This is a genomic window from Wolbachia endosymbiont of Bemisia tabaci, from assembly GCF_003999585.1.
In the GTDB taxonomy this organism is placed as follows: Bacteria; Pseudomonadota; Alphaproteobacteria; order Rickettsiales; family Anaplasmataceae; genus Wolbachia.
Map to the genome: position 1 here is coordinate 788,404 of NZ_CP016430.1, position 24,294 is coordinate 812,697.

Genomic DNA, 24,294 nt, shown 5'->3' on the forward strand with positions numbered 1-24,294 from the left:
TTGCTTAAAGCATAAATCACTCACGCTGAAATGCAAGAAATATTTATCTGTTATGCTATTACTCAATAGCGTACAAACTCTGCAGTCATGTAAAATTCTCTATCTTTTTAGAGTTGTATGTCAGCTTTACCAAATAAATCTGTTAATTAACAAGAAATTTTCCTTCAAAAATTTTTAATTAAATTATCACCAACGCAGTATATTATATAATTTATTTAACCACGCATGAAAATTTTAGTTTGATTAAAACAGATAAAAACTATATTACTGTTTAGTGTAGCTGAAAAATAAAATGATCCCGTAGCTCAGCCGGTAGAGCAACTGACTTTTAATCAGTGGGTCACGCGTTCGAATCGCGTCGGGATCACTTAGAATCTTAAAAGCATGCTAAAAGAACAGGATAAAATATTCATAAACTTAAATGGTAGAGAAACACCACTACTTGAAGGTGCAAAAAAACGTGGTAGTTGGCAAAAAACAAAGGAATTACTGGATTTAGGATCAGAAAAAATCATTGATGAAGTAAAGAAATCTGGCTTGAGAGGTCGAGGGGGTGCAGGATTTTCTACTGGCCTTAAGTGGAGCTTTATGCCAAAAAATCCTTTAAAAGCATACTTGGTAGTCAATGCAGATGAGTCAGAACCTGGTACAACATGTAAGGATAGAGATATACTGCGATATGAACCACACAAGCTACTTGAGGGAATTCTCCTGGCTGGAAGAGCAATTAATGCGTCAGCTGCGTATATTTATATCAGGGGTGAATTTTATAATGAATATTTAGTTCTAAAAAAAGCACTTGAGGAAGCCTATAAAGAAAACTTAATTGGAAAAAATGCCTGCAAATCAGGTTATGATCTTGATGTGTTTATTCATAGGGGTGCAGGAGCTTACATATGTGGAGAAGAAACAGCTCAACTTGAATCAATTGAAGGAAAAAAGGGCTTTCCTCGCATGAAACCTCCATTCCCTGCGGGTGTTGGACTTTTTGGCTACCCAACCACAATAAACAACGTTGAAACTATAGCCATGGTTCCAGATATTCTAAATCGCGGAGGAGAGTGGTTTGCATCTCTGGGTAAACCAAATAATACTGGCACTAAGGTCTTTTGCATTTCAGGGCATGTAAATAATCCATGTAATGTTGAAGAAGAGCTCGGAATTTCACTGCATGAATTAATTGAAAAATACGCAGGTGGAGTGAGAGGAGGTTGGGATAATTTACTTGCTGTAATACCTGGTGGGTCTTCAGTCCCACTAATTCCAAAATCTATATGTGATACTATTGAAATGGATTTTGATTCATTAAGGGCTGCACAATCAGGGCTTGGTACTGCTGCTGTAATAGTGATGGATAAATCAACTGACATAATAGCTGCAATAGAAAGATTATCACATTTCTATATGCATGAGTCCTGCGGGCAATGTACACCATGCCGTGAAGGCACTGGATGGATGTGGAGAATTATGAGAAGAATGGTAGCAGGAAATATTAAACCTGGTGAAGTAGATAAGATACTTAACCTTACAACTCAAATAGAAGGGCATACAATTTGTGCACTTGGCGATGCTGCAGCTTGGCCAGTTCAAGGATTAATCAGACATTTTCGTCATATAATTGAAGAGAGGATAGTAACTTATACTTTTAAATGATTTTACTACTTAGCAGCTAAAGTTAAAGAATATTGATTTCCTTCCCTTTTAGGTGCTAATTCTACTTTTGCAATATCTTCAGCGTCTCTAATTAGCCGTTCTAATTTTTCCAGTCCAACTTCAGTGTTTATAAGCTCTCTCCCTCTAAATCTCATTGTGACTTTAATTCTATGTCCATGCACAAGAAAATCCCTTGCTTGACGCAATTTTGTTTCGTAGTCGTGATCACCAATATTAGGACCCAGTTTAATTTCTTTTATAGTTAATGTTTTTTGTTTCTTTTTTGCTTCACTTGCCTTCTTTTTTATATCATACTTTTGTTTGCTATAGTCCAGAATCTTACATACTGGAGGAGTTGAATCAGGTGCGATTTCTACCAAGTCTAAATTAACACTTTGTGCAACTTCCAAAGCTTGTTCTATTGGAACAATCCCGACCATTTCACCACTATGATCAACTAAGCGTACCTCCTTAGCTGTGATGAGTTCATTAATTCTGTTTTTATTGTTCTTTTTGACTTGCAAATTTTATCTCCATTAATTCAAATTAATACTTTTTAACAGCAATTCAGTAGCATCCTCCAAAGAAAAAGACTCCTGTTTTTCCGATCCTAAATTTCTCACTGACACAGTTTTATTTGTAACTTCATTTTTGCCCATGATCCATAATATAGGTACCTTACTTGAACTATGCAAACGTATCTTATAGCTAATTTTTTCATTGGTCAAATCAGTTTTGATTCTCACACCTTGTTCTTTTAAAACGTTGCTGATTTCCGTAGCATAACCGTCAGCCTCATTTGTAATGGTCAAAATAGCAAGCTGTGTTGGAGCAAGCCAAACTGGAAATTTTCCTGCATAATTTTCTATTAAAATTCCAATAAAACGCTCAAAAGTCCCAAGAATTGCCCTATGTAACATGACAGGGTGATGCTTGTGACCGTCTGCTCCTACATAAAAAGCTCCAAGCCGTTCTGGTAAAATAAAATCAACTTGTAATGTTCCACATTGCCAGCTTCTACCTATTGCATCTTTCAAGACAAACTCTAACTTTGGACCATAAAACGCACCTTCACCAGGGTTAAGTTTATAACTCAAGCCCGCTTCTTTAACGGCTTCAAGCAGCGCTTTTTCAGCTCTATCCCACACTTCATCATCCCCTGCCCTAACATCTGGACGGTCTGAAAATTTCACAGAAATTTCATTGAACCCAAGTTCTGAATATACTTCTTTTAAAAGGTCACAAAACTTTACAGTTTCAGAATTCACTTGTTTTTCCATACAAAAAATATGTGCATCGTCTTGCGTAAAACCACGCACTCGCATCAGTCCGTGCAATGAGCCTGAGCTTTCATTTCTATGGCATGTGCCAAACTCTGCCATACGTATCGGTAAATCACGATAGCTTCTGGTGTGAGAATTAAAAATCTGCACATGACAAGGGCAACTCATGGGTTTTATTGCTAGCTTTTTACTTTCAGATTCATCAACAATAAACATATTTTCACGAAATTTATCCCAATGTCCAGATTTTTCCCACAGCTCTTTGCTTACTAAAATAGGGGTTTTTACCTCAAAGTAGCCATTGTTCATTAACTTTTTTCTGATGTAAGACTCAAGAACATTATATAAAGCATATCCCTGTTCATGCCAAAAAATCTGCCCAACAGCTTCCTCTTGAATGTGAAATAAGTACATATCCTTAGCAATTTTGCGGTGGTCGCGTTTTTCTGCTTCCTCCAGACGTTTAAGATAAGTATTTAATTCATCCTTATTTCTCCACGCAGTGCCATATATTCTTTGCAACATTGGGCCCTTAGAATCGCCACGCCAGTATGCACCTGCTACTTTCATAAGTTTAAACGCTTTAACTCTGCCAGTTGATGGTGAGTGCGGACCACGACATAGGTCTACAAAGTTGCCTTGTTTATAAACAGTTAGGTTTTCGTTTTCTGGTATTGATGAGACAATATCAACCTTGTATCTTTCACCTACATCACTAAAGAAATCAATTGCCTGCTTACGAGTCCAAACTTCTCGGACGAATCTGTGGTTACTTTTTATAATTTCCTTCATTTTTTTTTCTATTGCAGTAAAATCGTCCGTGGTAAAGGCACGATCTGTAGCAAAATCATAGTAGAAACCATCTTGAATTGTTGGTCCGATAGTAATCTGAGTATTAGGAAAGAGCTCTTTTACTGCCTGTGCCATTATATGAGCAGCATCATGCCTTATTATATCTAAACCCGCTTCGTCACTCAGCTGTATTACCTCTATCTCTGTATCAGATTCAATTTCACGTGAGAGATCATACAACTCACCATTTACCTTAAGGGCAATTGCTTCTCTCAAAGCATCCGGTTGTAATATATCAAAGCCAGTGACTCTAACACTGTATTCTTTTACTTTTTGCTCGGCTAAAAAGGTAACTTTTATCATTTATCGACCCTTTTGTCTAACCCTCTCTTTGTCATCCCAGTGCGTGACACTGGGATCCATCTTATTTTTATAATGGAAATTAGTTTAACGTATGTTCCTAAAATCTGTTGTCCATTGCACAACTTGCAAATATTTTTATACCTGGATCCCAGTGTCACGCACTGGGATGACAAAAAAAGGAACACTGAAATGACAGAAAAACAGCACCTGGGTAACAGAGGAATGATTTGAAAGCTATAAATTTTTAACATCAATAGTACGGTCTATTCTTTTTTAACCTGAGTGCAATTGCGTCTTCCCAAACTTCACCATTACGCAATAGCTTTTCTTTATTGTACATTAGCTCCTCTCTTGTTTCAGTAGCAAATTCAAAGTTAGGACCCTCCACAATTGCATCAACTGGACATGCTTCTTGGCAAAGTCCGCAATATATGCATTTTGTCATGTCAATATCATAGCGTGTGGTGCGGCGACTACCGTCTTCTCTTTCCTCTGCTTCAATAACTATTGCTTGAGCAGGGCAGATAACTTCGCATAACTTACAAGCTATGCATCGTTCTTCACCATTTGGATACCTACGCAACGCATGCTCACCACGAAACCTTGGACTTAAAGGGCCCTTCTCCATAGGATACCTCAAAGTAACCTTTGGCTTAAACATATATTTTAATGTAATAACAAATCCTTTAATTAACTCTACAGAAGACCAATACCAAGCTAATTTCTTGAACATAAAATATTTAGAAACTATGTTGGTAATTATAAATCATATTATCAGTTTTCAAAATAAATATTTTCATCTGGATGACTTTTTAGGTATTTTGGTTTCTTAAGTGTAATATTGCTAAGTAGTTTATATCAATAATGACAAACACAAATGAAACTATTTTAGGTATTTCGATTTCTTAAATTGCTAAGTAGTTTATATATATATAAATAATGACAAACACAAATGAAACTATTTTCGCTTTGTCGACCGTATTTGGTAAGTCAGGAGTTGCAGTAATCAGAATTTCAGGCAACTACGCCCTTAAAGCTTTAAATCATTTTCATATTAAGAAAGAAATTAAACCAAGATTTGCTACTTTAGTTGATCTATATGATGATTCCAGTCAATTGATAGATAATGGAATAATCATCTATTTCTCTGCTCCAAACAGTTTCACTGGCGAGGATGTTATAGAGTTACAAGTGCATGGAAGCAAGGCCATCATAAAAATCATCTTGGAGGGATTATCAAAAATTTTCGTTATGGCCAGGCCTGGAGAATTCTCACTTAGGGCTTTTCTAAATGGTAAATTTGACTTAACGCAAATAGAAGGAATTGCAGACTTAATTGATGCTGAGACGAAAATGCAAGCTAAACAAGCGATTAAGCAGATATCAGGAGAATTGGAGAGACTATACAGCAATTGGAGGCAAAGATTAATAACGATACAATCCAAAATCGAAGCATATATAGACTTTCCAGAGGACATTTGGGCAGAAAAAAGTGAATTGGAAAAAATTAATAATGAAGTGCAATCTCTCGTGCAGTTGATACAAGAGCATTTAAATGATAATAGACGGGGCGAAAGGTTGCGTGAGGGTTTACATATTGTAATAACTGGTGAACCAAATGTCGGTAAATCAACTCTGTTTAATTTCTTAGCCAAGCGTGATATTGCTATTGTTTCTGAATATGCAGGCACAACAAGAGATATACTTGAAGCTCATATTGACATTGGTGGATACCCAATCATTCTCTCTGATACTGCTGGAATTCGTGAGAGTTCAGATCCAATAGAATCAGAAGGTATAAGTCGAGCGAAAAAAAGGTCTTTTGAAGCTGATTTAAGAATAGAACTATTTCCTTTTGAACAGCGTCATAATATCAATTGCAACGTTGTAAATAGCGATACTATTTATGTATTGAGCAAAGCTGACGATGTTATCAATAATCACAATATAAAAATTAATGGCATAGATCTTTTACCCATTTCTATTCTAAAGGGAATAGGTACAAACAAATTGATCTCTCTCATAAAAGAGAAGGCAAAGGAAAAATTTGGGCATGATAGAGACACTCCTGTGATTACTCGGCAAAGACATAGGAATCACATGCAGAAAGCACTGGAACATTTACAGCGTTTTAATATCGATAATCCAATTGAGTTGATGTCTGAAGACTTGAGGCTTGCTGCATTTGAATTTGGTGCAGTGATTGGAATTATTAATGTTGAGGAAATATTGGACAGTATATTTAGCAACTTTTGCGTGGGCAAGTAAAGCTTTTATAGATTGCTTAAAATCAAATATTGTGATAGAAAAGAAATGGACGGATGGCCGAGCGGTTTAAGGCACCAGTCTTGAAAACTGACGTACGTGATGAGCGTACCATGGGTTCGAATCCCATTCCGTCCGCACAGCATCTCGCTATGCTAGCTGATTTTTAGAGCTTATTTGGACTATGTAGTTCATAACGCTGGAAATCTTATCTAATCTAGCCACATCTTTTAAAAATACATCCCTTTGTAAATTGACCTTGTTAGCAAAGAAAGCTAATATCTATAAATAGATCACCATCTGAATATGGAAACCGATATCGTAATAATAGGTGCAGGGCCTGTTGCAATATTCACTGCTTTTCAAGCGGGAATGCTTGATATGAGATGTCATATAATAGATGTTTTGGATCAAGCAGGAGGACAATGCACAGCTCTTTACCCAGAAAAGCCAATATATGATATACCTGGTTATCCTGTAATTACTGCCCAAAAATTAATTGAGCAGTTAATGGAGCAAGCTTCACCGTTTGAGCCTGTTTACCATTTAAGTCAAAAAGTGGAAAAGATTTCAAATAACGAAGGTGAAAACTTTACTATCATAACGAACATAGGTACAGAGGTAAAATGCAAAGCCGTTATCATTGCTGCAGGTAACGGAATGTTTGAGCCTAATCGTCCACCCTTAAGTGGTATATTAGAATATGAAAATAAATCTGTGTTTTATAGCGTAAATAAAATTTCTGATTTTCAGGACAAAACTATAGTCATTGCAGGGGGAGGTGATTCTTCTGCGGCTGATTGGACTGTAGAACTTTCTAAGGTTGCAAAGAAAATTTATGTGATACATAGGAGAAAGGAATTTCGCTGCACTCCTGAAACTAGAAATAAATTAGAATCACTTGAAAATGATGGAAAGATAGAACTGGTAGTGCCATATCAATTACACGAACTAGCAGGAGGTAATGGGCAGTTGAGAGCAGTGATAGTAAAAAACATTGCCTCTAAGGAAGAAAAAGAAATATCCGCTAATTTTTTGCTGCCATTTTTTGGATTATCAATGAATCTTGGTCCAATAAACAATTGGGGTATAGAGTTAGAACATAGCCGCATAGTTGTTAATTCAGCTACGCTTAGAACTAGTAGAGATAGAATATATGCAATCGGAGATATAGCTACTTATCCAGGCAAACTAAAATTGATACTAAATGGTTTTGCTGAGAGCGCCATGGCTTGTTATGACATATACAAAGTAATTCACAATTCTCCAGTTAATTTTCAATATTCAACTTCAAAGGGAATTCATGGAAATTAAAGAGTAACATGAACCTACATGGAGTTATCTCAAGCATAAGGGAATACAAACGAAAAAGATTACTTTACAAATTTCCCCAACTCCCTTATCATATCAATAAGAGTATTTATCCTTGTTTTTAATCTCTGCAGATTTAACAACAAAATTCAGTAAAAAACTCAGGTATATATTGGCAGATTACATAAAATTATAGCGGCTGCATGTCTTTTTTATTTTTTCTACATTCAGCCAAAATGCGCTTTAAATAAGCGTTAGCACATTATTACAATGCCAATTTACATTATTATAGGGTCAAAACTCGTTACACAGGGATTCTTTTGCCTTTTTTCTTCATTTGGTGAATTTCTTAATACTTGTAACTAAAGCTTCAGGCCAGCACTTGATGCTGGAATCCAGAAATCTTTTGAGCACAAAAGTTATGCTAGGTTTTATTGGTAAGAAACCAGTGTCAGCTACTCGGATGACACCAAAGGGGCACTTGGATAGAGGCTACTTGAATAACACCATCATAAGGTGAACCAGTGTCAAGCACTGGAATGACAAGGAAAGGGCTACTTGGATGACAAGAAAAAGGACGCTGATATGACACCAAAGAGGCTGACACCACCATAAAGTAAATTCCACTAACACTATAGGAGACTAACATGAACTTTTTAAAATTTATCGAACTATGCTTTCAAACGGTGATGCCGGGATGTGAGTATAACAATTATCAGTATATAAAAATTATAGCAGACAGGCTTGAAGCAGCAAGCACTGGTGAAGTGAAGCGAATAATATTCAATATGCCTCCGCGCTCGATGAAGTCTATGTGCGTGAGTGTTGCATGGCCCGCATGGATACTTGGTAATCAGCCAACCGCAAGAATAATAGTTGCAAGCTATTCTCAGCGGCTTAGCGAAAAGCATTCGCTTATATTTATCTCATTCAATTACTACAGCCGCTATATTTCATCCAGCTTATCTACTTCGTCAACCAACACAAAAACGCTTAGCTTGGGAAGATTTGAAGAAGATTAGGGAATATCTTGATAATACCAATAACTACACGGATATTTAGATTACTATTCGTTATCATCTTAGTACCGGCTAATTGAATTAAATATTGAAAAATCTACTAAACAGAGAAAAAGGCAAAAGAAAATCTATCAGCTACTACCTGTTTTTTTAATTGGCGTTTTTTATTGTATTAAATCCTTTGATAAGCGCATTTTAGCTTATGTGGGTAAAAGTTTTATAAAGACATAGAGTACACATAGTGCAAAAAATTAAATATCAAGTATATTGAGCTTTTTGTCGTTTTATCTGCACAGACTGAAGATAAATAATATATCTTCACCCTTATTTTAAGGAGAATGGCGAAGTCTGTCAAGTAACTCTTGCCATTGCTATAGCTGCTTGAGTTTCTGTAATCACAATGTTGGTGCAATGCACGCATGGAATTTTATTTACTCTATAATATGTTGGTTTATAGTAGTACTAATGCAGAAATAAAGGGAGGAGACATTGGAAAGCAATATAAAAAAATTGAAAGGAAATTTTTTAGAACAAGCAATTAGAGTAAATCATGCTGGCGAATATGGAGCCATTTGTATTTATTCTGGTCAAAAATTTATTCTTAAAAAATCTTCCATAATTGATAAAATAATTGAAATGGAGGAGCAGGAAAAAAAACATTTCCACTATTTTAATGAGAAAATCAAGGAGCAAAGAGTTCGTCCTACTGTTTTGTTGCCAATTTGGCGTGCTTTAGGGGTGTCACTTGGTGTTGTAACTTCTATTATGGGTAAAAAAGCCGCTATGGCTTGCACTGCTGCAGTTGAAGAAGTGATCGGAGAGCACTACAAGGAGCAAGTCTTACATTTAGAAGATGGGGAATTAAGAGAAACCATAAGTAAGTTTCGTGATGAGGAGTTAGAACACAGAGATATTGCAATTCAGCACAATGCCGAAAGCGCACTTGGCTACAACGTTTTATCTTTGTTCATAAAAGCAAGCTGCAAAGCTGCTATTTACCTCTCTAAATTGATTTAATCAATCACTATTTGACAACCAATCACATTTGCCTTTAGTTCTTGTGCTAATTACTGCCCCATATCCTCTACTCCAATCGAATGCGTATGAATGTTTATAATTAATTTCTTAATTATTATCCTAAAAATACATTAATTTAATTCCCTATTAGAGTTTTCTTGTTGTTGTAAACATATTTGCATAAGACTAGTAGATAGAACGTTTTTAATAGTCTGAGTTAACTCCTCAGGAATATTTTCAAAACTCTTGCCCATAACTTCTAAAACACTTTTCCCCTATATAAGATAATTCCCTCCAAAGCTTGATTTGTTTTCTAACTTGCTAAACCTTATTTTGCTTTTCTCATCAATTTCTACTACCATTTTGTTACCATCTTTCCGTAGATAAATACTAATCTCTCCTATTTTAGTAGTAAAAAATATTTCAATACCACCTTTTAAGATATCTGTGTAATTTCTTTTTCCATCTTCTGTAATTTCAACTTTTACTATACTTTCCTCAATCTGAAATATGCCAACTTCTAAATCCTTAGCTTTTTCATTATTTAAAGTTCTTGCAGTTTCAACAATACTACCTTGTGGATACTTAATATAAAAATATTTATTATCTACTTCTACTTCGAGGTCATATTCATCAATTTGCTTATTATCTTTTTTCACAATACCTTCATATGCTATACTCTCTAGCATTTTTTTCTTACTCTTACATTGTTCGTTAAGATCATTTAAATAATTAGAGTCATAGTACCCGACTTCAATATCGCTATAAAAAGATAATCCTTTTTCTATCCCACCTTTTAACACTAAATTACGAGTGATCTTTTGTATGATATTTTTTGTAGTTGAATTGTGTGGATTTGCATGAAAGCGATTAATTAATTCTTCCATTTTTTCAAATATAAAATTTGTTACAGTCTTATTATCCTTACCGTAATATGAGTTTAATCTTATTCCTTGATTTAAATAACCCTCTATTATGCGTTCCATGTACTTTAAAACGCTTTCTTGCTCATCGTGTTCTGTTATACCTTTTATCATCTCATCACAAAATTTTTTAACTAGAATTTGTTCATCTGTAGTCAATGGTATTTGCAATTTCGTAGAAGATGGGTCTCGCTCAAAAAGATAAATTATTGACAATTCCTCTGCTCTTTTAATAAATTCATAACTCCTTAGATATTCTGTAACGTTTTTGTTTTTTGCGTACCTTTTCTTGGTTAAATCGATATGCCTATCTTTACGACTTATAGTCGGTAATTTTGGATTTGATGAACTACTCTAGTTGACTATTGAAGAAGCTGTTAGAGAACTGTTCAGGCTCTAAAATAAGATTACTTTCACCTTGTTTACCTACTTGCTTAGACATATTATATACCATAATCACTAAAACTTTTTAGTGATTACTTCAATACATAGATAAATCAATAAAAATATCTTTTTCTCTTCAGTGCTAAAAAATTGTCAAAAATCTCAAAATTGGTTAATTGCATATAACCTACTTTCTGGTATACATCAAAACTACCGTAGAAAACTTCAACTTTGAAAGAGATTAACAAATAAAATTCTTGTACTTTGCCTCTACTAAAGTACAATCAGGCTTTATTTAATATTTTTCATGCTTGATGAAGTACATGAGGAGTGTGGGGTATTTGGCATAAGTTATAACCAAAGTGCTGCTTTTAACTCTATACTTGCTCTCCACGCTTTGCAGCATAGAGGTCAAGAGTCTTTTGGCGTAGTAACCAGTAACAACGATAAGCTGCACTCTTATCACTTTCAAGGTCAAGTGAGCAGTGTATTTGATGATATAGATGAAATAAAGAAATCCTTACCTGGAGATTGTGCAATAGGTCATGTTCGATACTCAACAAGTGGTAGTAAATTTGGAGTGCAGCCCATGTTTGGCAAAAGTGGCAAATTTGGGGATTTTGCCATAGCACATAATGGTAATTTAATTAATATTTCCCCGATACGCGAACAATTAATTAAACAAGAGTGCGTTTTTCAGTCAGATATTGATACAGAAGTAGTAGTGCATCTGACAGCAAGCAGTGAAAAAGATAGCTTTTTAGAGAGTTTTATATATGCATTAAAGCAAATACAAGGTGCTTATTCTTTTGTGGCAATCAATCAAGAAGTAGTTATTGGAGTACGTGATCCGTCTGGAATCAGGCCTCTTGTTTTAGGAAAGTTAAACGGTTCTTACGTTCTTGCATCTGAAACTTGTGCTCTTGATATAATAAATGCAGAGTTTATTAGAGAAATAGAACCAGGCGAATTAGTTACCATCAATTCGGATAGTAAGCTAGCCTCAATGTTTCCTTTCCAAAAGCAAAAATCAAGTTTTTGTATTTTTGAATACGTTTACTTCTCAAGACCAGACAGCATAATGGAGAATAGGTCCATATATGATATAAGAAAAGAAATAGGAAGAATACTTGCAGAAGAGAGCCCACCAAAAGACAATGTAAATATGGTTGTACCAATACCTGATTCTGGAATACCTGCAGCTATTGGATATGCAAAGCATTCAGGATTACCTATGGAACTGGGGATAATTCGTAATCATTACATAGGAAGAACTTTTATACAACCCACCGCTGAAGTACGTAAAGTTAGAATAAAATTAAAATTCAATGCTAATAAGCACACTTTGAAAGGCAAAAACATAATTTTAATAGATGATAGTATAGTGCGTGGTAGTACGCTCAGAAATATAATAGTTATGCTAAAGGATGCGGAAGTAAAAGAGATTCACCTCAAAATTTCAAGCCCACCAATTAAGCATTCTTGTTTTTATGGAATAGATACGCCAGAGTGCAAAGATTTAATTGCTGCAAATAAATCTGTAGAGGAAATTAAGGAAATTATAGGAGTAAATAGCCTAACCTTCTTGAGTGTTGATGGACTATACAGGGCTGTTAAAGAAGAAAAACGTAACAACGCTACACCGCAATATTGTGATGCTTGCTTCACTGGTGACTACCCAATTGGTAAGTAATCTATTATTAATGAAGGTGAGGTTTTTTCTATGTTATATTAACAATTTTAAAAATAGATTTTTTGCATAACCATATAGTTTTTGCCTGGGTGTCATTTGAGTAAAAGCTACTTTACAAATTTCGTCATTTCCTTTACTATGGCACCAAGAGTATTTATCCTTGTTTTTAACCTGCAGGCTCAATCACAAAGTTCAGTAAAAAAACTCACATATTTATTGGCAAATTACACAAAAATTATAGCGGCTGCATGTCTTTTTTATTTTTTCTACATTCAGCCAAAACGCGCTTGTTAGGACATTATTACAACGCCAATTTAAATTATTAAAACTCTTCACACGGGGATTCTTTTGCCTTTTTTCTGCTTGGTAAATTTTTTAATATTTGTAGCTAAAGTAATTTTAGAGAGGTGTTATGTAAGTAGTTGACACCATCATAAAGGAATCAGTGTCAGCTACTTGAATAACAAAGAAAGAGGGCACTTGGATAACATCGAAGGAGCTACTCGAATAACACCTTCATGGTGGCTTAAATCACAAGTTCGTGCAATGATGGTGCTCCTTAAAGAAGCACCATTTGCTAATGTTTTGAAGCTTTAATGCTTATTATGCGCATTTATTTGTTGTTGTATTCCATGTTTTACCATCAGGGCAAGCAGTTGCACCATCTTTACAAATCACACCACCTGGTACTATTTTTGAAACAACTACAGGTGCACCAAAAAACACAGCAGTAAATGCACCGAGTGCAAAAAGCGCTGGCCATGGCATTCTGCCAAATATTGCAAGCAACGCTGCACCTATTATCACTATTGTAATCATAGGCCCGCCTATACCGTGAGTATAGCCTACTATTTTGCATATTGTATTGGTTGTTGCATCATCAGTAACAGCAGCAGCAAAAGTATTATCAAATGCAAAAGAGAGAATTAAAGCTACAAGTAGAAGAAAATTTTTCATTATGCCTCCGTATTTAACGCTGGATTATCTATCATTTTGATTAAATTTAAGTAAACGGTGAGGATTTTTTGCTTAAAAGTATGCTTTATTTCATTTAGAATACTTTTCTTAGTTTATTTATATTACAAGTGCTACAGCAATTTTAATCAAACGCAAAGGAAAGAATTAAAGCTACAAGTAGAAGAAAGTTTTTCATTATGCCTCCGTATTTAACGCTGGATTATCTATCATTTTGATTAAATTTAAGTAAACGGTGAGGATTTTTTGCTTAAAAGTATGCTTTATTTCATTTAGAATACTTTTCTTAGTTTATTTATATTACAAGTGCTACAGCAATTTTATAGTATCGTTTATTGCCTTTATCGTGCTTTAATTGACACAATTTATAATGATGGAGTGGAGCATGCAGGGTATCTATCATTTTTAATCCTGTTATCAATATTTCCTTTTCTTATTGTTTTAATAGCCATGGCATCAACGTTCGCAAATTTCTTAGATCAATACAATGTCGGCTGGGCATTTATTATTGATAACATGCCACAGGATATTTTATCATCTTTGATGCCACGTATTAGGGAGATAATATCAGGCCCGCCACAAAGTTTGTTAACTTTAGCAGTTGTAGGTGCTGTTTGGACTGCCTCATCAACAATTGAAGGATTTAGAACGATACTCAATAAGGCCTATAAAGTTCCAGTTTCATCGCCTTATATATGGAGAAGGGTGCTCAGTATATTACAATTTTTAGTAATTACGCTTGTTACAACTCTGACTATAGTATTTTTTACATTAGTGCCAATGTTAATTGATTTTTCTTACCAAGGGCTAAGTTATACTAGATATTTACTTATCGAGTTTGTGCTTTTTACTATAGTATCTTGGCTATATTTTACATTGCCAAACATAAAACAAAGCTTATCAGACGTATTTCCCGGATCTTGTGTGGCTGTTATTCTTTGGACGATCTCTGCTTCAGCTTTCAAGCAATACTTAAAAGCTTCCTTTGACCAACTGAATTTGATATATGGAAGCTTAGGTGGTGTGGTAGTATCGTTACTATTTTTTTATGTGCTAAGTTTGATTTTTATATATGGAGCAAAATTTAATTTTCAGCTAAAATATTTCAATAAATCTTGCTAAAGAGAAAGAAATGGGTAAGTTAGAAGGTAAAATAGCTTTAATTACCGGAGCTTCAGGTGGAATAGGCTCTTCTGTTGCAAAAAGATTTGTAAAAGAAGGTGCATGTGTAATTCTGATTTCCAGATCTCTTGATAATCTCAAGCCACTATATAATGAAATTGAAGAGCTTGAAGAATTTAAAGAAGGCTCTGTGAAACTAATTCAGCTTGATCTTTTAGACTTTGAAAACGTAGAAAAATTGGCAAATATGATAGAAAGCCCAAAATTATCAGAATCTGGAACACTTGATATACTGATTACATGCACTGAAATTTTAGGTAAGTTGAGCTCTGTTCATGATTGTGAGCTTGAAGATCTACAGAACGTAATGAATACAAATTTTACTGCCAGTTGGTACTTGCTAAAAAATTTGGGTCCAATACTAAAAAAGTCTAATGCTGGAAGAGCGATATTCATGACCTCAGAGATAACACTTTCTCCTTCCTCTTATCCATATTGGGTACCATATGCTGCAAGTAAGGCTGCACTAGAAGCAATGGTGAAGATATATGCATCTGAGACAAAGCATACGAACTTATGCATAAATGCCGTGTATTCGGAAGGGCCTATCGATAGTGAAATGTATAAGCAAGCATTTTCAGGGAAAGATATATCTGAATTAGTATCGCCTGAGAAGTTAACAAATAAATTCGTAGAGTTGGCTTCTGATGACTGCAGTATATCAGGACAAATCTTGCCATTAAGTAAATCTCTTGAATAAGTTTGTACACTTTTTAATTACCTATAGTTCTTAGTCTGAACTCAATAAAAATTCACATATACAGGAAAGACTGGTAACATTACTTTGAATAGAAACTGTTATTGTAATTATGCCAAAACGCACAGATATAGAATCTATATTAGTAATAGGAGCAGGCCCAATAGTTATAGGTCAGGCATGCGAGTTTGATTATTCCGGAACGCAAAGCTGTAAAGTATTAAAAAGTGAAGGTTATAAAGTCATTTTGGTTAACTCCAACCCTGCAACTATAATGACAGATCCTGAATTCTCTGATGCAACTTATATTGAGCCGGTACTGCCTGAAATCATAGAGAAAATTATAATTAAGGAGAGGCCAGACGCAATATTGCCAACAATGGGCGGGCAAACAGCGCTCAATTGTGCAATAAAACTTGCAGATGATGGAGTGTTAGACAAATACAACGTAGAATTAATAGGGGTAAATAGAGAAGCAATAAAAAAAGCAGAGGATAGAGAGTTATTCCGTAAATCCATGGATAGAATAGGACTGAAATACCCCAAAAGTATCATTATAAAAAATCAAGAACAAATAAAAAAGGCTTTGGACTACGTTGGATTACCAGCAATCATCCGCTCATCATTCACCCTTGGTGGTGCAGGTAGCGGCATAGCATAATATAATAAAGAGGAGTTTTTTAATATTGCAGAAAGTGCTCTCAAAATTTCGCCAATAAATGAAGTTCAGATAGATGAATCAATTATCGGCTGGAAAGAATATGAAATGGAAGTTATCCGCGATTGTAAAGATAACTGCATAATAGTCTGTTCGATAGAAAATGTTGATCCGATTGGAGTGCACACTGGGGATAGCATAACTGTTGCTCCTGCTTTGACTCTGCGTGACGTAGAATACCAACAGATGAGAAATGCATCTATAGCAGTGCTGAGAGAAATTGATGTTAGTGCAGGAGGTGCAAATGTTCAGTTTGCAGTGAATCCTAAAGAAGATGGAAGCCTCGTTGTAATTGAAATGAATCCAAGGGTTTCTCGCTCTTCTGCACTTGCCTCAAAAGCAACAGGCTATCCTATTGCAAAAGTTGTAACTAAACTGGCTATTGGCTATTCGCTCGATGAAATACGTAACGACTGCGCTCCAATAATACCAGCAGCATTCGAACCAGTGATTGATTATATCGTTACTAAAATTCCTCGATTTGAGTTTGAGAAATTTAAGGGGACGAATTGTGAACTATCAACCTCCATGAAATCAGTGGGAGAAGTAATGTCGATCGGCCGCACTTTTAATGAGTCACTGCAGAAAGCTTTTCGTTCACTTGAAACTGATCTTACAGGACTTGATGAAGTATTTCCTGAAAATACTGATATTGATCACATCAGATCTCAATTAGCAAAATTGCTGCCAAACAGATTACTGATTGCTGCTGACGCAATGCGCCACGGAATTAGCATAGAAGAAATAAATTCGATTACAGGATATGACTTGTGGTTTTTGCAGAATATACAGCTAATTATATTAGCTGAACAAAAAATCAAGGAAAATGGCCTTCCTGGAACTGCATATGAAATGTTAGAGCTGAAAAAAATGGGATTTTCAGATGCAAGGTTGGCAAAGTTAAGCAATAAGAAAGTAGAGCAAATTGAAGCAATAAGGAAAAGGTTTGGTACTAAACAAGTTTATAAACGTGTAGACACCTGTGCAGCTGAATTTGAATCGAGCACTGCTTATATGTATGGCTGCTATGAGGGTGATGTTGAAAATAAAACGGAATGTGAGGCGAATATTTCGGATCGAAAAAAAGTTGTCATTTTAGGAAGTGGTCCAAACCGCATTGGTCAGGGTATTGAGTTTGATTATGCATGCGTACATGCAGCTTCTGCCGCCAAAGAAATGGGATATGAAACAATAATGATTAACTGTAATCCAGAAACCGTCTCAACTGACTACGATACCGCTGATCGTTTATATTTCGCCCCACTGATTGCAGAGGATGTGCTTGAAATACTAAGCAAAGAGCAAGAAAATGGCACACTGGTTGGTGTAATAGTTCAAATCGGCGGGCAAACGCCTTTAAAGTTAGCCAAAGTGCTTAACGAGAGAGGTTTCAAAATTATGGGAACTTCGTTTGATTCTATTGAACTTGCAGAAGATCGCATGAGATTTAAAAATCTTGCTTTGCAACTTAATTTAAAACAACCTGAAAATTCTATCTGCCATTCAGTAGAAGAAGCGTTAACCAACGCAGAAAAGGTGGGGTTTCCACTAGTAGTCAGGCCATCATATGTCCTCGGCGGTCAGTCTATGTCGATTAGACACGATACTCAGAGCTTTAAAGAGTATGTCTTGAATCAAACCAAAATTTTTGAACACGGATCGCTGCTTCTTGATAAATTTTTAGTGAATGCAGTTGAGGTTGACGTTGATGCTGTATGTGATGGGAAAAAAGTTTTCATTGCAGCGGTCATGGAGCACATTGAAGAAGCTGGTATCCACTCTGGCGATTCAACATGCTCAATACCGACAAATACATTGAGTGACGAAGTAATAAAAGAGATCGAGCTCCAAACTGAAAGAATAGCTCTAGCATTAAAAGTGAAAGGTCTGATAAACATTCAGTTTGCTGTTCAAGAGAGTGATGTATACATACTTGAAGTGAATTTAAGGATACCGACAAATACATTGAGTGACGAAGTAATAAAAGAGATCGAGCTCCAAACTGAAAGAATAGCATTAGCATTAAAAGTGAAAGGTCTGATAAACATTCAGTTTGCTGTTCAAGAGAGTGATGTATACATACTTGAAGTGAATCTAAGGGCTAGTCGCACAGTTCCTTTTATTTCCAAGGTAATCAATATTCCTATTGCAAAGCTTGCCACTCAGGTTATTTTGGGTAAAAAATTGAATCAGGAAAACAAGCCTTTCAATCATTTTGCAGTTAAAGCTGCTGTTTTTCCATTTACCCGCTTTGCAGGAGTTGATACTTTACTTGGTCCTGAAATGAAATCAACAGGAGAAGTGATGGGAATTGACTTATCTTTCGAAGCTGCACTTGCAAAAGTGCACATGGCTGCAGGATACAAGTTACCAACAGAAGGAGCAGCTCTGGTTTCAGTAAAAGATGATGATAAAGAGTGTATATTGCCTGTTGCACGAATGTTGAAAGAACTGAGTTTTGAAATATATGCCACCAAAGGCACAGCTTCGTATCTGAACAATAACGGCATTGCTGCAAAAGCTGTAAATAAAGTGAGAGAAGGCAGACCCCACATAGTTGATATGCTCAAAGATGGAAAAATAAATCTAGTGATCAATACCTCAAAAGGTGTAAAGTCAGTCTCAGACAGCAAAGATATTCGCAGAACTGCTATTCTGCAAAATATAGCTTATAGCACCACAGCTTCTGGGAGTAAAGCGTTAGCGCTTGCAATTCAATATGTAAAGAATAGCAAATTGGAAGTGAAATCATTACAGCAGATATAAAATGTTTAAATATCAAGACTATAATAAATTATTACTTATTTCAAAATGAGGATCGTGTAAGCTAAGGCGAGAGAAATTTAATTAAAGGATTTTGTGTCAGTATCAATATATAACTGCCTTGAGCGTTTGTTGAAAGGCTTTGTACTAATTTTCTTGATTCAAACAATATGCTAGACTTTAACTTAAAAATCTTTGTAAGTGATCACGACTGAAAGGTGTTTTCATGCATTTTTTACCTGAGTGCAATAAGTGTAATTCATTGAGTTTCCAAAATTGATAATGAAGAAAAGCATTACTCGTCTAATAAAAGCAATTCAATACTCCTGTGAAGGAATAAAATCAGCTTTTGTATCAGAAGTTGCGTTCAGACATGAGTTACTGCTTTTTATAATATGTGTTTCAACTTTGTTTGTTTTAGATGTAAGTAATTTAGAACGTGCAGTAATGATAAGTAGCCTATTTTTGGTGTTAATTGTAGAAATTATTAACACTGCTTTTGAAACAATAATTGAGCGTATTTCCAGTGAACAACATATACTTTCAAAAAAAGTGAAAGATCTAGGTAGTGCAGCAGTTTTTCTCTCATTAATTAACTTCTTGATAACATAGATGATAATATTGATATGAATGTTGTTAAGATATATTTTCAAATTCACCGATTAAGACTTGCATGTCTTGTGGTAAATCAGAAACAAATTCCATATATTCTTTACTTTTTGGATGATATAAGCCTAGCGTGTGAGCATGTAGTGCCTGTCTATTGAAATTACGGATAAAGTCAGAGTTTTTAGCATGTTTTGCACTTTTACTACTATTTTTTCCGTAAACTTGATCACCAACTACAGAATGTCCTATGTGGCTCATATGTACTCGAATTTGGTGTGTTCTGCCTGTCTCTAAAGTACATTTAACCAGGCTTGCTTGGCCTATAATTTTCTTCACTGAATAATGAGTGATTGCTAATTTACCTGCTGTTTTTGTGACACACATCATTTCTTTATTACTGCGTTTTGGAGCAATATGGGTTTTTACTGTTCCTTGCAGATTAGATAATGCTCCCCAAATTACTGCTAAGTATTCCCGTTTTATTTTACGATTTGATAGCAGCTCAGACAAGAAGCTGTGGGATTGTTCATTTTTTGCAATTACCATGAGTCCACTAGTATCTTTATCAAGCCTGTGAACAATTCCTGATCTTGTATTTATATATGGAATTTTGCCAAGGTGAGCGATCACTGCATTCAGGAGTGTATCATTGTTTGTTCCAGCACCTGGGTGCACTGTTAATCCACTTTGCTTACTCAGAACTATAATGTCCTCATCTTCGTAAATGATATCAAGCTTTATATTATAGTTAGGTTCAATTGATATGGATATGTCAGGTTGAACGAGATGTACTATATACTCTTCACCTAGTTTTACTATGTGGTCATTATTAATTATCGGTGTGCCAAATAATGTTACCCGCTCATTTTGTATCAATCTTTGCGCTTTACTGCGTGATATGTTGCACTTTTTAGCTATGTAGGTATCTAGCCTTTTCATTACTAACAATATCTAAGACTATATCTATAGTAGCTACCTTGAATAAGCTTCTTTAAATGCTTTGCGAACATCTGGATCCACAAAATCAATTTTTGTGTTAGGTTGAGCTTGAAGCCCATCTTGTTTCTGGATATCAAAAGTCGTTTGGGAACCATCTTTCCAGTGGATTATTACCTTATTATCAAAATTTCTTAATGCTACCTCACTTACTTTTTTTCCCTTATCATCTTTTTCTTCCAACTTAATAGATTCTAATAAATAGAAGAAAAACTCACTTGCTTTGCCGTTAATTTTTTCTCTCCACTTATCTGTTTTTTCTTGTTCAGATAATTCTTTTTCCAATTTTGCATTTTCTTTCTCCAGTTCTTTTGTCCTTTTTTTTGATTTTAATAGTCTATTTTTCTCTATTGCTTTTCTCTCTTCATCCCGTTGTTTTTCAAGAGAAGTAGCAGTAATACTGCCTTCACTGCTATTAGGTTCATTTGATTGAGTCTGTTTATTCTTTAATTCTGCTAGCTCATCTTTTACTTTTTTTAGTTCTTCTTCTAATTCGTTCTTTATCTTTTCCGCTTCTTCTTTTTGTTTTTCCAATGTATCTATGAACTCACGATCATCGCTAACTGTTTTTTCTCCAGATTGAAAAAAGCCAACTAATCTGCTTGGTTCAAATCGCTCAACCTTATCTTCAGCGATTTTAATAGTATTCTCTAAACTAGAAAAAATGCTTTCAATTTTTAGTGAATTTGTTCTTTTTGCCAGCTCTTTAGCTTCGCTTAAAATGACCATCATTTCCTTACGCAACTTATCTAAATCTTTTTTGATGTCTCCTCTAATTCCTTGTAGATGAACAAGTGTTTCTTGAATTTCATCATTTGCAGGTTTTAGAAGTTTGCTATCAAGTAGATCTTTAGCTTCATCTAAGCGCTTATCGAGTGAGTCAACAATTTTATCTGTAAAATTAGTCAAGTGCTTATCTAGTAATTTTATTAATTGAGATATTGGATCATTTTCTTCCTCATCTTTTGTCTTTTTTTCCATTACCGATACAAAACCACCTCTTCTGCATGGAAAGAGAATATCTAAATTATTAAATTTTTTAATAATATTATGATTATTGTTTATCTCATTGGTTTTTAGCTTGCTGAATGTTATACATATTCCAACGATAGCAATGATACTAGCCAGTACAACTGGAACCCATTCCAAAGCCTGAATATTGGCAAAGCTCAATCTATTTTGTATTAACGCACCAACTATAATTACAGCACTAATTACATATGGTATGGTAAGAAAAATGGCCTTATTTTTATTCTCTTGTATTTGATTATCTAATATTTTTTTCTGATTTTCAGAAATTGGCAAAACTATTGAAAAGTTTGCTTTTTTGGAATCTATAAGACTTAAATTTGGTTTTATCTCTATTTTCAGAGCATTTTCAGCGATTTCACTTATCTCGTTGTCTTTGCCACCTCTAATTTTATCATTTATTAATTCCTCTATCAACTTTTCTCCTTCTTTTATCTCCTGCTTATGCATATATCTCATAGCAGAAGAGGCTACAAAAGTTGTTAAAAGAATAGTAGAAACCAAAGTGTAAATTGGCATGAATGTTGGGTTAAAAATATCTGTAATAAACCTTAGATCATTATGGGTTATTATTATTGCAGCTACATAAGCCAAAGAAAATTGAAGCCAAATATTTACAATCGCTATGGGTAGAGTGTTACTTACAGAATATTTCTTTGTTGCACGCCATAACCTAGGAAAAAAACCAATAGCATCATCTATTTTGGCAAAATTATGATCTACTTTAACATTGAAAGGATTTGTTGTATCTAAAGGCATAAATTTCCTTGCATCCTAATTAAGTAACTATATATAAATGATACTTTAAAAACAAGTTTTTGGCTTATGCCAAGGACGATTAGAACGGACTTTGCTAACCTTTATGCCACTATTTGCTAGCCAAGCAGCAGTTGTGTTAAAAGTCAATAGAAAAATTGATGTAGCTGTGAATAAGTACTTAAAATTTGTGTGGGCGTACTTATTCACAGCTATGCTATTACTATATAGAAACAGTTTTAGGGCTATACTCCTCAGTAAACAGTCTACCGTCTCTTACTAAAGAGTTAGCAAGGATAAGTAATTTTCTCATTGTAGCAGTAGAAGCAACTTTATATGGTTTTTTATATTGATTGTATAGCCTATCAAAGAAGATTTTTATATAAGAATTGTACCTTTGCGCACTAAGAATGCACATATGTAAAACCTTTCTAATTTGTGATCTACCACCCTGAATACACCTTTTTCCCTTACTAAAACCACTATCTCGATTAAAAGGTGCAACTCCGGAAAGGCTGGATATTTCTTCATGTTGGAGAGTTCCAAGCTCGGGTAGATAACAAATAAAAGTAATAGCTGTTATTGCACCTACACCAGGTATACTAGTTATTGACATATACTTTTTTTTAAGCTCTTGATTTTTATCGACTAATTCCATTACCTCATCTTCTAAGACTTGAATTTGATTTTGTAAAACTGCAAGTAGCTCTTCCATTTGTTTGATTATAGATAAATCGGTTACTTGATGAGCTTGGGTTTTTTGTATTTTTGCTATTTCTACTAGTTGATTCCTGCGAGATAATTTTTGCTTCAAACAGTCAATACTACTAACTTTTAAAGGAGTGACACGCATGTCTGTATTACTAACATAACGTGAGATGATGCTACAGTCTATTTTATCAGTTTTAGTAGCAATACCAAGGCTTTTTGCATAATCTCTCACCCATCTTGGTTGAATGACATATACTTCAAAACCATGGCTTAATAAAGTATAAGCACATAATTTTTCGTACCCACCAGTTGCTTCAAGTCCAACTTTGGTTACGTTATGTAAACGCAAAAAGTCGATTATTTGATCAATAGCTTGAACGTTATTTTCAAATACTTTATGATGTCCAAGTGGATGAATGTGGATGTCTAGTTTATTTTTGCTAATATCAATTCCAGTAATAATATTTGATAAATTCATAATTCCTCCATAAATAATGTGTATACTGCATTTTCCACCCTTATATACGAGCCTAAAAACTCAACCAGTTGTTCGGAACTTTCAGTATAATACACCAGAGAGGAGAACCTTGCTGCAAGACGGTCCTTATGACCAAGAGTATGGACGGTTCCTCCTCTCTGCGTGTCTTTATACTGCTATTTCGTGACATTTATAAAGACTTGTTTTTAACATATAAGGGTATGGGGCTGGTATATTTAATGAATCTCATGCCGCACTCAGTAGTTGTAATTTAACTCCACACAGTCCTAAAAAAGCGCTAAACATTTACTGCACCGACCACAACTGCATAAAAGTGACGTCTGATATGGCAATGCCTATAACCACGATTGACAATCCGGAAGAGAAAATATGTGACCTATCCAGCTCATTAGAATTCATACTCGAATCTCAAAATGACAAAGATGATATAATATATAAAGAAGGTAAATTATCACTCACTATTCCTGAAGAGTTAAAAAATTATAAAGATAATGGCAAGAGCTTGTTTGACATTATTAAAGAATATTTTCAGAAATTCTGTACAAAATTAGGATTTAAACCTGAGATAAAAATACAAATAGAGCATAGCTTAGGTACTCAAATCAAAGTAAACAACGATGGTACAATATCTACTACAGGATCGGATGCAAATGAAA

At 34.8% G+C, this 24,294-nt stretch carries 18 protein-coding genes, 2 tRNA genes and 4 pseudogenes; 16 read left to right on the plus strand and 8 right to left on the minus strand.

Annotated elements, in window-relative coordinates:
* Window positions 1-294: 294 nt before the first annotated feature.
* Together BBB02_RS03785 and nuoF are read left to right on the plus strand one after the other, a co-directional pair.
* Window positions 295-367: transfer RNA gene (locus BBB02_RS03785), tRNA-Lys, on the plus strand.
* 17 nt (window positions 368-384) lie between these two features.
* A complete protein-coding gene (gene nuoF, locus BBB02_RS03790) occupies window positions 385-1,653 on the plus strand; it encodes an NADH-quinone oxidoreductase subunit NuoF (protein WP_127464030.1) in 1,269 nt (422 codons plus the stop codon).
* Between the two features lie 5 nt (window positions 1,654-1,658).
* Here the strand turns inward: nuoF and infC are convergent, their stop codons facing one another.
* The 3 genes from infC to nuoI form a co-directional block, all read right to left on the minus strand.
* On the minus strand, window positions 1,659-2,177 hold the full coding sequence (gene infC / locus BBB02_RS03795) for a translation initiation factor IF-3 (protein WP_108784434.1): 519 nt from the start codon (window positions 2,175-2,177) through the stop codon (window positions 1,659-1,661).
* Between the two features lie 12 nt (window positions 2,178-2,189).
* Window positions 2,190-4,091 carry a threonine--tRNA ligase gene (thrS, locus tag BBB02_RS03800; RefSeq protein WP_127464031.1) on the minus strand — a complete coding sequence of 634 codons (1,902 nt, stop codon included), beginning with the start codon at window positions 4,089-4,091 and terminating at the stop codon, window positions 2,190-2,192.
* Between the two features lie 250 nt (window positions 4,092-4,341).
* Window positions 4,342-4,824, minus strand: coding sequence for an NADH-quinone oxidoreductase subunit NuoI (nuoI, locus tag BBB02_RS03810; RefSeq protein WP_127464033.1), 483 nt, complete (start codon window positions 4,822-4,824; stop codon window positions 4,342-4,344).
* 206 nt (window positions 4,825-5,030) lie between these two features.
* Here nuoI and mnmE point away from each other — a divergent pair, with 206 nt between their 5' ends.
* The 6 genes and pseudogenes from mnmE to BBB02_RS03840 all read left to right on the plus strand — a co-directional run bounded on the left by mnmE (window position 5,031) and on the right by BBB02_RS03840 (window position 9,703).
* The gene (gene mnmE / locus BBB02_RS03815; RefSeq protein ID WP_127464034.1) at window positions 5,031-6,359 is read left to right on the plus strand and encodes a tRNA uridine-5-carboxymethylaminomethyl(34) synthesis GTPase MnmE; all 1,329 of its coding nucleotides are present in this window, start codon (window positions 5,031-5,033) and stop codon (window positions 6,357-6,359) included.
* 47 nt (window positions 6,360-6,406) lie between these two features.
* A tRNA-Ser gene (locus BBB02_RS03820) sits at window positions 6,407-6,494 on the plus strand.
* Window positions 6,495-6,662: 168 nt separating this feature from the next.
* Window positions 6,663-7,670: an NAD(P)/FAD-dependent oxidoreductase gene (locus tag BBB02_RS03825; protein WP_127464035.1), complete on the plus strand. Its 1,008-nt coding sequence runs from the start codon at window positions 6,663-6,665 to the stop codon at window positions 7,668-7,670.
* Window positions 7,671-8,314: 644 nt separating this feature from the next.
* Window positions 8,315-8,584 (plus strand): annotated as a pseudogene (locus BBB02_RS03830) (phage terminase large subunit); the annotation flags it as partial.
* Between the two features lies 1 nt (window position 8,585).
* Window positions 8,586-8,729: pseudogene (locus tag BBB02_RS06435) on the plus strand (uracil-DNA glycosylase); the annotation flags it as partial.
* A gap of 446 nt (window positions 8,730-9,175) precedes the next feature.
* Entirely contained in the window at window positions 9,176-9,703 is a 528-nt protein-coding gene (locus BBB02_RS03840; protein WP_063630917.1) for a demethoxyubiquinone hydroxylase family protein, read from the plus strand.
* Between the two features lie 275 nt (window positions 9,704-9,978).
* Here the strand turns inward: BBB02_RS03840 and BBB02_RS03845 are convergent, their stop codons facing one another.
* Window positions 9,979-10,842 carry a hypothetical protein gene (locus BBB02_RS03845; RefSeq protein WP_245970064.1) on the minus strand — a complete coding sequence of 288 codons (864 nt, stop codon included), beginning with the start codon at window positions 10,840-10,842 and terminating at the stop codon, window positions 9,979-9,981.
* A 475-nt stretch (window positions 10,843-11,317) separates the two neighbouring features.
* Between BBB02_RS03845 and purF the strand changes: the two genes are divergently transcribed.
* Both purF and BBB02_RS06140 read left to right on the plus strand, forming a co-directional pair.
* Window positions 11,318-12,703, plus strand: a complete 1,386-nt coding sequence (gene purF / locus BBB02_RS03850; RefSeq protein WP_127464036.1) for an amidophosphoribosyltransferase — start codon at window positions 11,318-11,320, stop codon at window positions 12,701-12,703.
* A 456-nt stretch (window positions 12,704-13,159) separates the two neighbouring features.
* A complete protein-coding gene (locus BBB02_RS06140; protein ID WP_164741540.1) occupies window positions 13,160-13,300 on the plus strand; it encodes a hypothetical protein in 141 nt (46 codons plus the stop codon).
* A gap of 6 nt (window positions 13,301-13,306) precedes the next feature.
* Here BBB02_RS06140 and BBB02_RS03860 read toward each other — a convergent pair whose 3' ends face one another.
* Window positions 13,307-13,660, minus strand: coding sequence for a TrbC/VirB2 family protein (locus BBB02_RS03860; RefSeq protein ID WP_127464037.1), 354 nt, complete (start codon window positions 13,658-13,660; stop codon window positions 13,307-13,309).
* A 324-nt stretch (window positions 13,661-13,984) separates the two neighbouring features.
* Between BBB02_RS03860 and BBB02_RS03865 the strand changes: the two genes are divergently transcribed.
* The 5 genes and pseudogenes from BBB02_RS03865 (at window position 13,985) to BBB02_RS03880 (ending at window position 19,650) form a co-directional block, all read left to right on the plus strand.
* Window positions 13,985-14,800: a YihY/virulence factor BrkB family protein gene (locus BBB02_RS03865; RefSeq protein WP_127464038.1), complete on the plus strand. Its 816-nt coding sequence runs from the start codon at window positions 13,985-13,987 to the stop codon at window positions 14,798-14,800.
* Window positions 14,801-14,810: 10 nt separating this feature from the next.
* The gene (locus BBB02_RS03870; protein ID WP_245970065.1) at window positions 14,811-15,560 is read left to right on the plus strand and encodes an SDR family oxidoreductase; all 750 of its coding nucleotides are present in this window, start codon (window positions 14,811-14,813) and stop codon (window positions 15,558-15,560) included.
* Between the two features lie 109 nt (window positions 15,561-15,669).
* Window positions 15,670-18,174, plus strand: a pseudogene (carB, locus tag BBB02_RS06775) (carbamoyl-phosphate synthase large subunit); the annotation flags it as partial.
* A gap of 39 nt (window positions 18,175-18,213) precedes the next feature.
* On the plus strand, window positions 18,214-19,041 hold the full coding sequence (locus tag BBB02_RS06780; RefSeq protein WP_410543504.1) for an ATP-binding protein: 828 nt from the start codon (window positions 18,214-18,216) through the stop codon (window positions 19,039-19,041).
* A 279-nt stretch (window positions 19,042-19,320) separates the two neighbouring features.
* Window positions 19,321-19,650: a diacylglycerol kinase gene (locus BBB02_RS03880; protein ID WP_127464040.1), complete on the plus strand. Its 330-nt coding sequence runs from the start codon at window positions 19,321-19,323 to the stop codon at window positions 19,648-19,650.
* Between the two features lie 24 nt (window positions 19,651-19,674).
* Here BBB02_RS03880 and BBB02_RS03885 read toward each other — a convergent pair whose 3' ends face one another.
* The 3 genes from BBB02_RS03885 to BBB02_RS03895 all read right to left on the minus strand — a co-directional run bounded on the left by BBB02_RS03885 (window position 19,675) and on the right by BBB02_RS03895 (window position 23,617).
* Window positions 19,675-20,586: an RluA family pseudouridine synthase gene (locus BBB02_RS03885; protein WP_127464041.1), complete on the minus strand. Its 912-nt coding sequence runs from the start codon at window positions 20,584-20,586 to the stop codon at window positions 19,675-19,677.
* A gap of 33 nt (window positions 20,587-20,619) precedes the next feature.
* Window positions 20,620-22,431: a coiled-coil domain-containing protein gene (locus tag BBB02_RS03890; protein WP_127464042.1), complete on the minus strand. Its 1,812-nt coding sequence runs from the start codon at window positions 22,429-22,431 to the stop codon at window positions 20,620-20,622.
* 220 nt (window positions 22,432-22,651) lie between these two features.
* Complete coding sequence (locus BBB02_RS03895) at window positions 22,652-23,617, minus strand: IS110 family RNA-guided transposase (protein ID WP_127463686.1); 966 nt, start codon at window positions 23,615-23,617, stop codon at window positions 22,652-22,654.
* A gap of 217 nt (window positions 23,618-23,834) precedes the next feature.
* Between BBB02_RS03895 and BBB02_RS03905 the strand changes: the two are divergent.
* Window positions 23,835-24,294, plus strand: a pseudogene (locus BBB02_RS03905) (hypothetical protein); the annotation flags it as partial.

What these genes read in the sequence shown, in the direction of transcription:
- nuoF (WP_127464030.1), top strand. Translation starts at nt 385, where the DNA reads ATGCTAAAAGAACAGGATAAAATATTCATAAACTTAAATGGTAGAGAA.
- thrS (WP_127464031.1), bottom strand. Translation starts at nt 4,091, where the DNA reads ATGATAAAAGTTACCTTTTTAGCCGAGCAAAAAGTAAAAGAATACAGT.
- nuoI (WP_127464033.1), bottom strand. Translation starts at nt 4,824, where the DNA reads ATGTTCAAGAAATTAGCTTGGTATTGGTCTTCTGTAGAGTTAATTAAA.
- mnmE (WP_127464034.1), top strand. Translation starts at nt 5,031, where the DNA reads ATGACAAACACAAATGAAACTATTTTCGCTTTGTCGACCGTATTTGGT.
- BBB02_RS03825 (WP_127464035.1), top strand. Translation starts at nt 6,663, where the DNA reads ATGGAAACCGATATCGTAATAATAGGTGCAGGGCCTGTTGCAATATTC.
- purF (WP_127464036.1), top strand. Translation starts at nt 11,318, where the DNA reads ATGCTTGATGAAGTACATGAGGAGTGTGGGGTATTTGGCATAAGTTAT.
- BBB02_RS03860 (WP_127464037.1), bottom strand. Translation starts at nt 13,660, where the DNA reads ATGAAAAATTTTCTTCTACTTGTAGCTTTAATTCTCTCTTTTGCATTT.
- BBB02_RS03870 (WP_245970065.1), top strand. Translation starts at nt 14,811, where the DNA reads ATGGGTAAGTTAGAAGGTAAAATAGCTTTAATTACCGGAGCTTCAGGT.
- BBB02_RS03880 (WP_127464040.1), top strand. Translation starts at nt 19,321, where the DNA reads ATGAAGAAAAGCATTACTCGTCTAATAAAAGCAATTCAATACTCCTGT.
- BBB02_RS03885 (WP_127464041.1), bottom strand. Translation starts at nt 20,586, where the DNA reads ATGAAAAGGCTAGATACCTACATAGCTAAAAAGTGCAACATATCACGC.
- BBB02_RS03890 (WP_127464042.1), bottom strand. Translation starts at nt 22,431, where the DNA reads ATGCCTTTAGATACAACAAATCCTTTCAATGTTAAAGTAGATCATAAT.
- BBB02_RS03895 (WP_127463686.1), bottom strand. Translation starts at nt 23,617, where the DNA reads ATGAATTTATCAAATATTATTACTGGAATTGATATTAGCAAAAATAAA.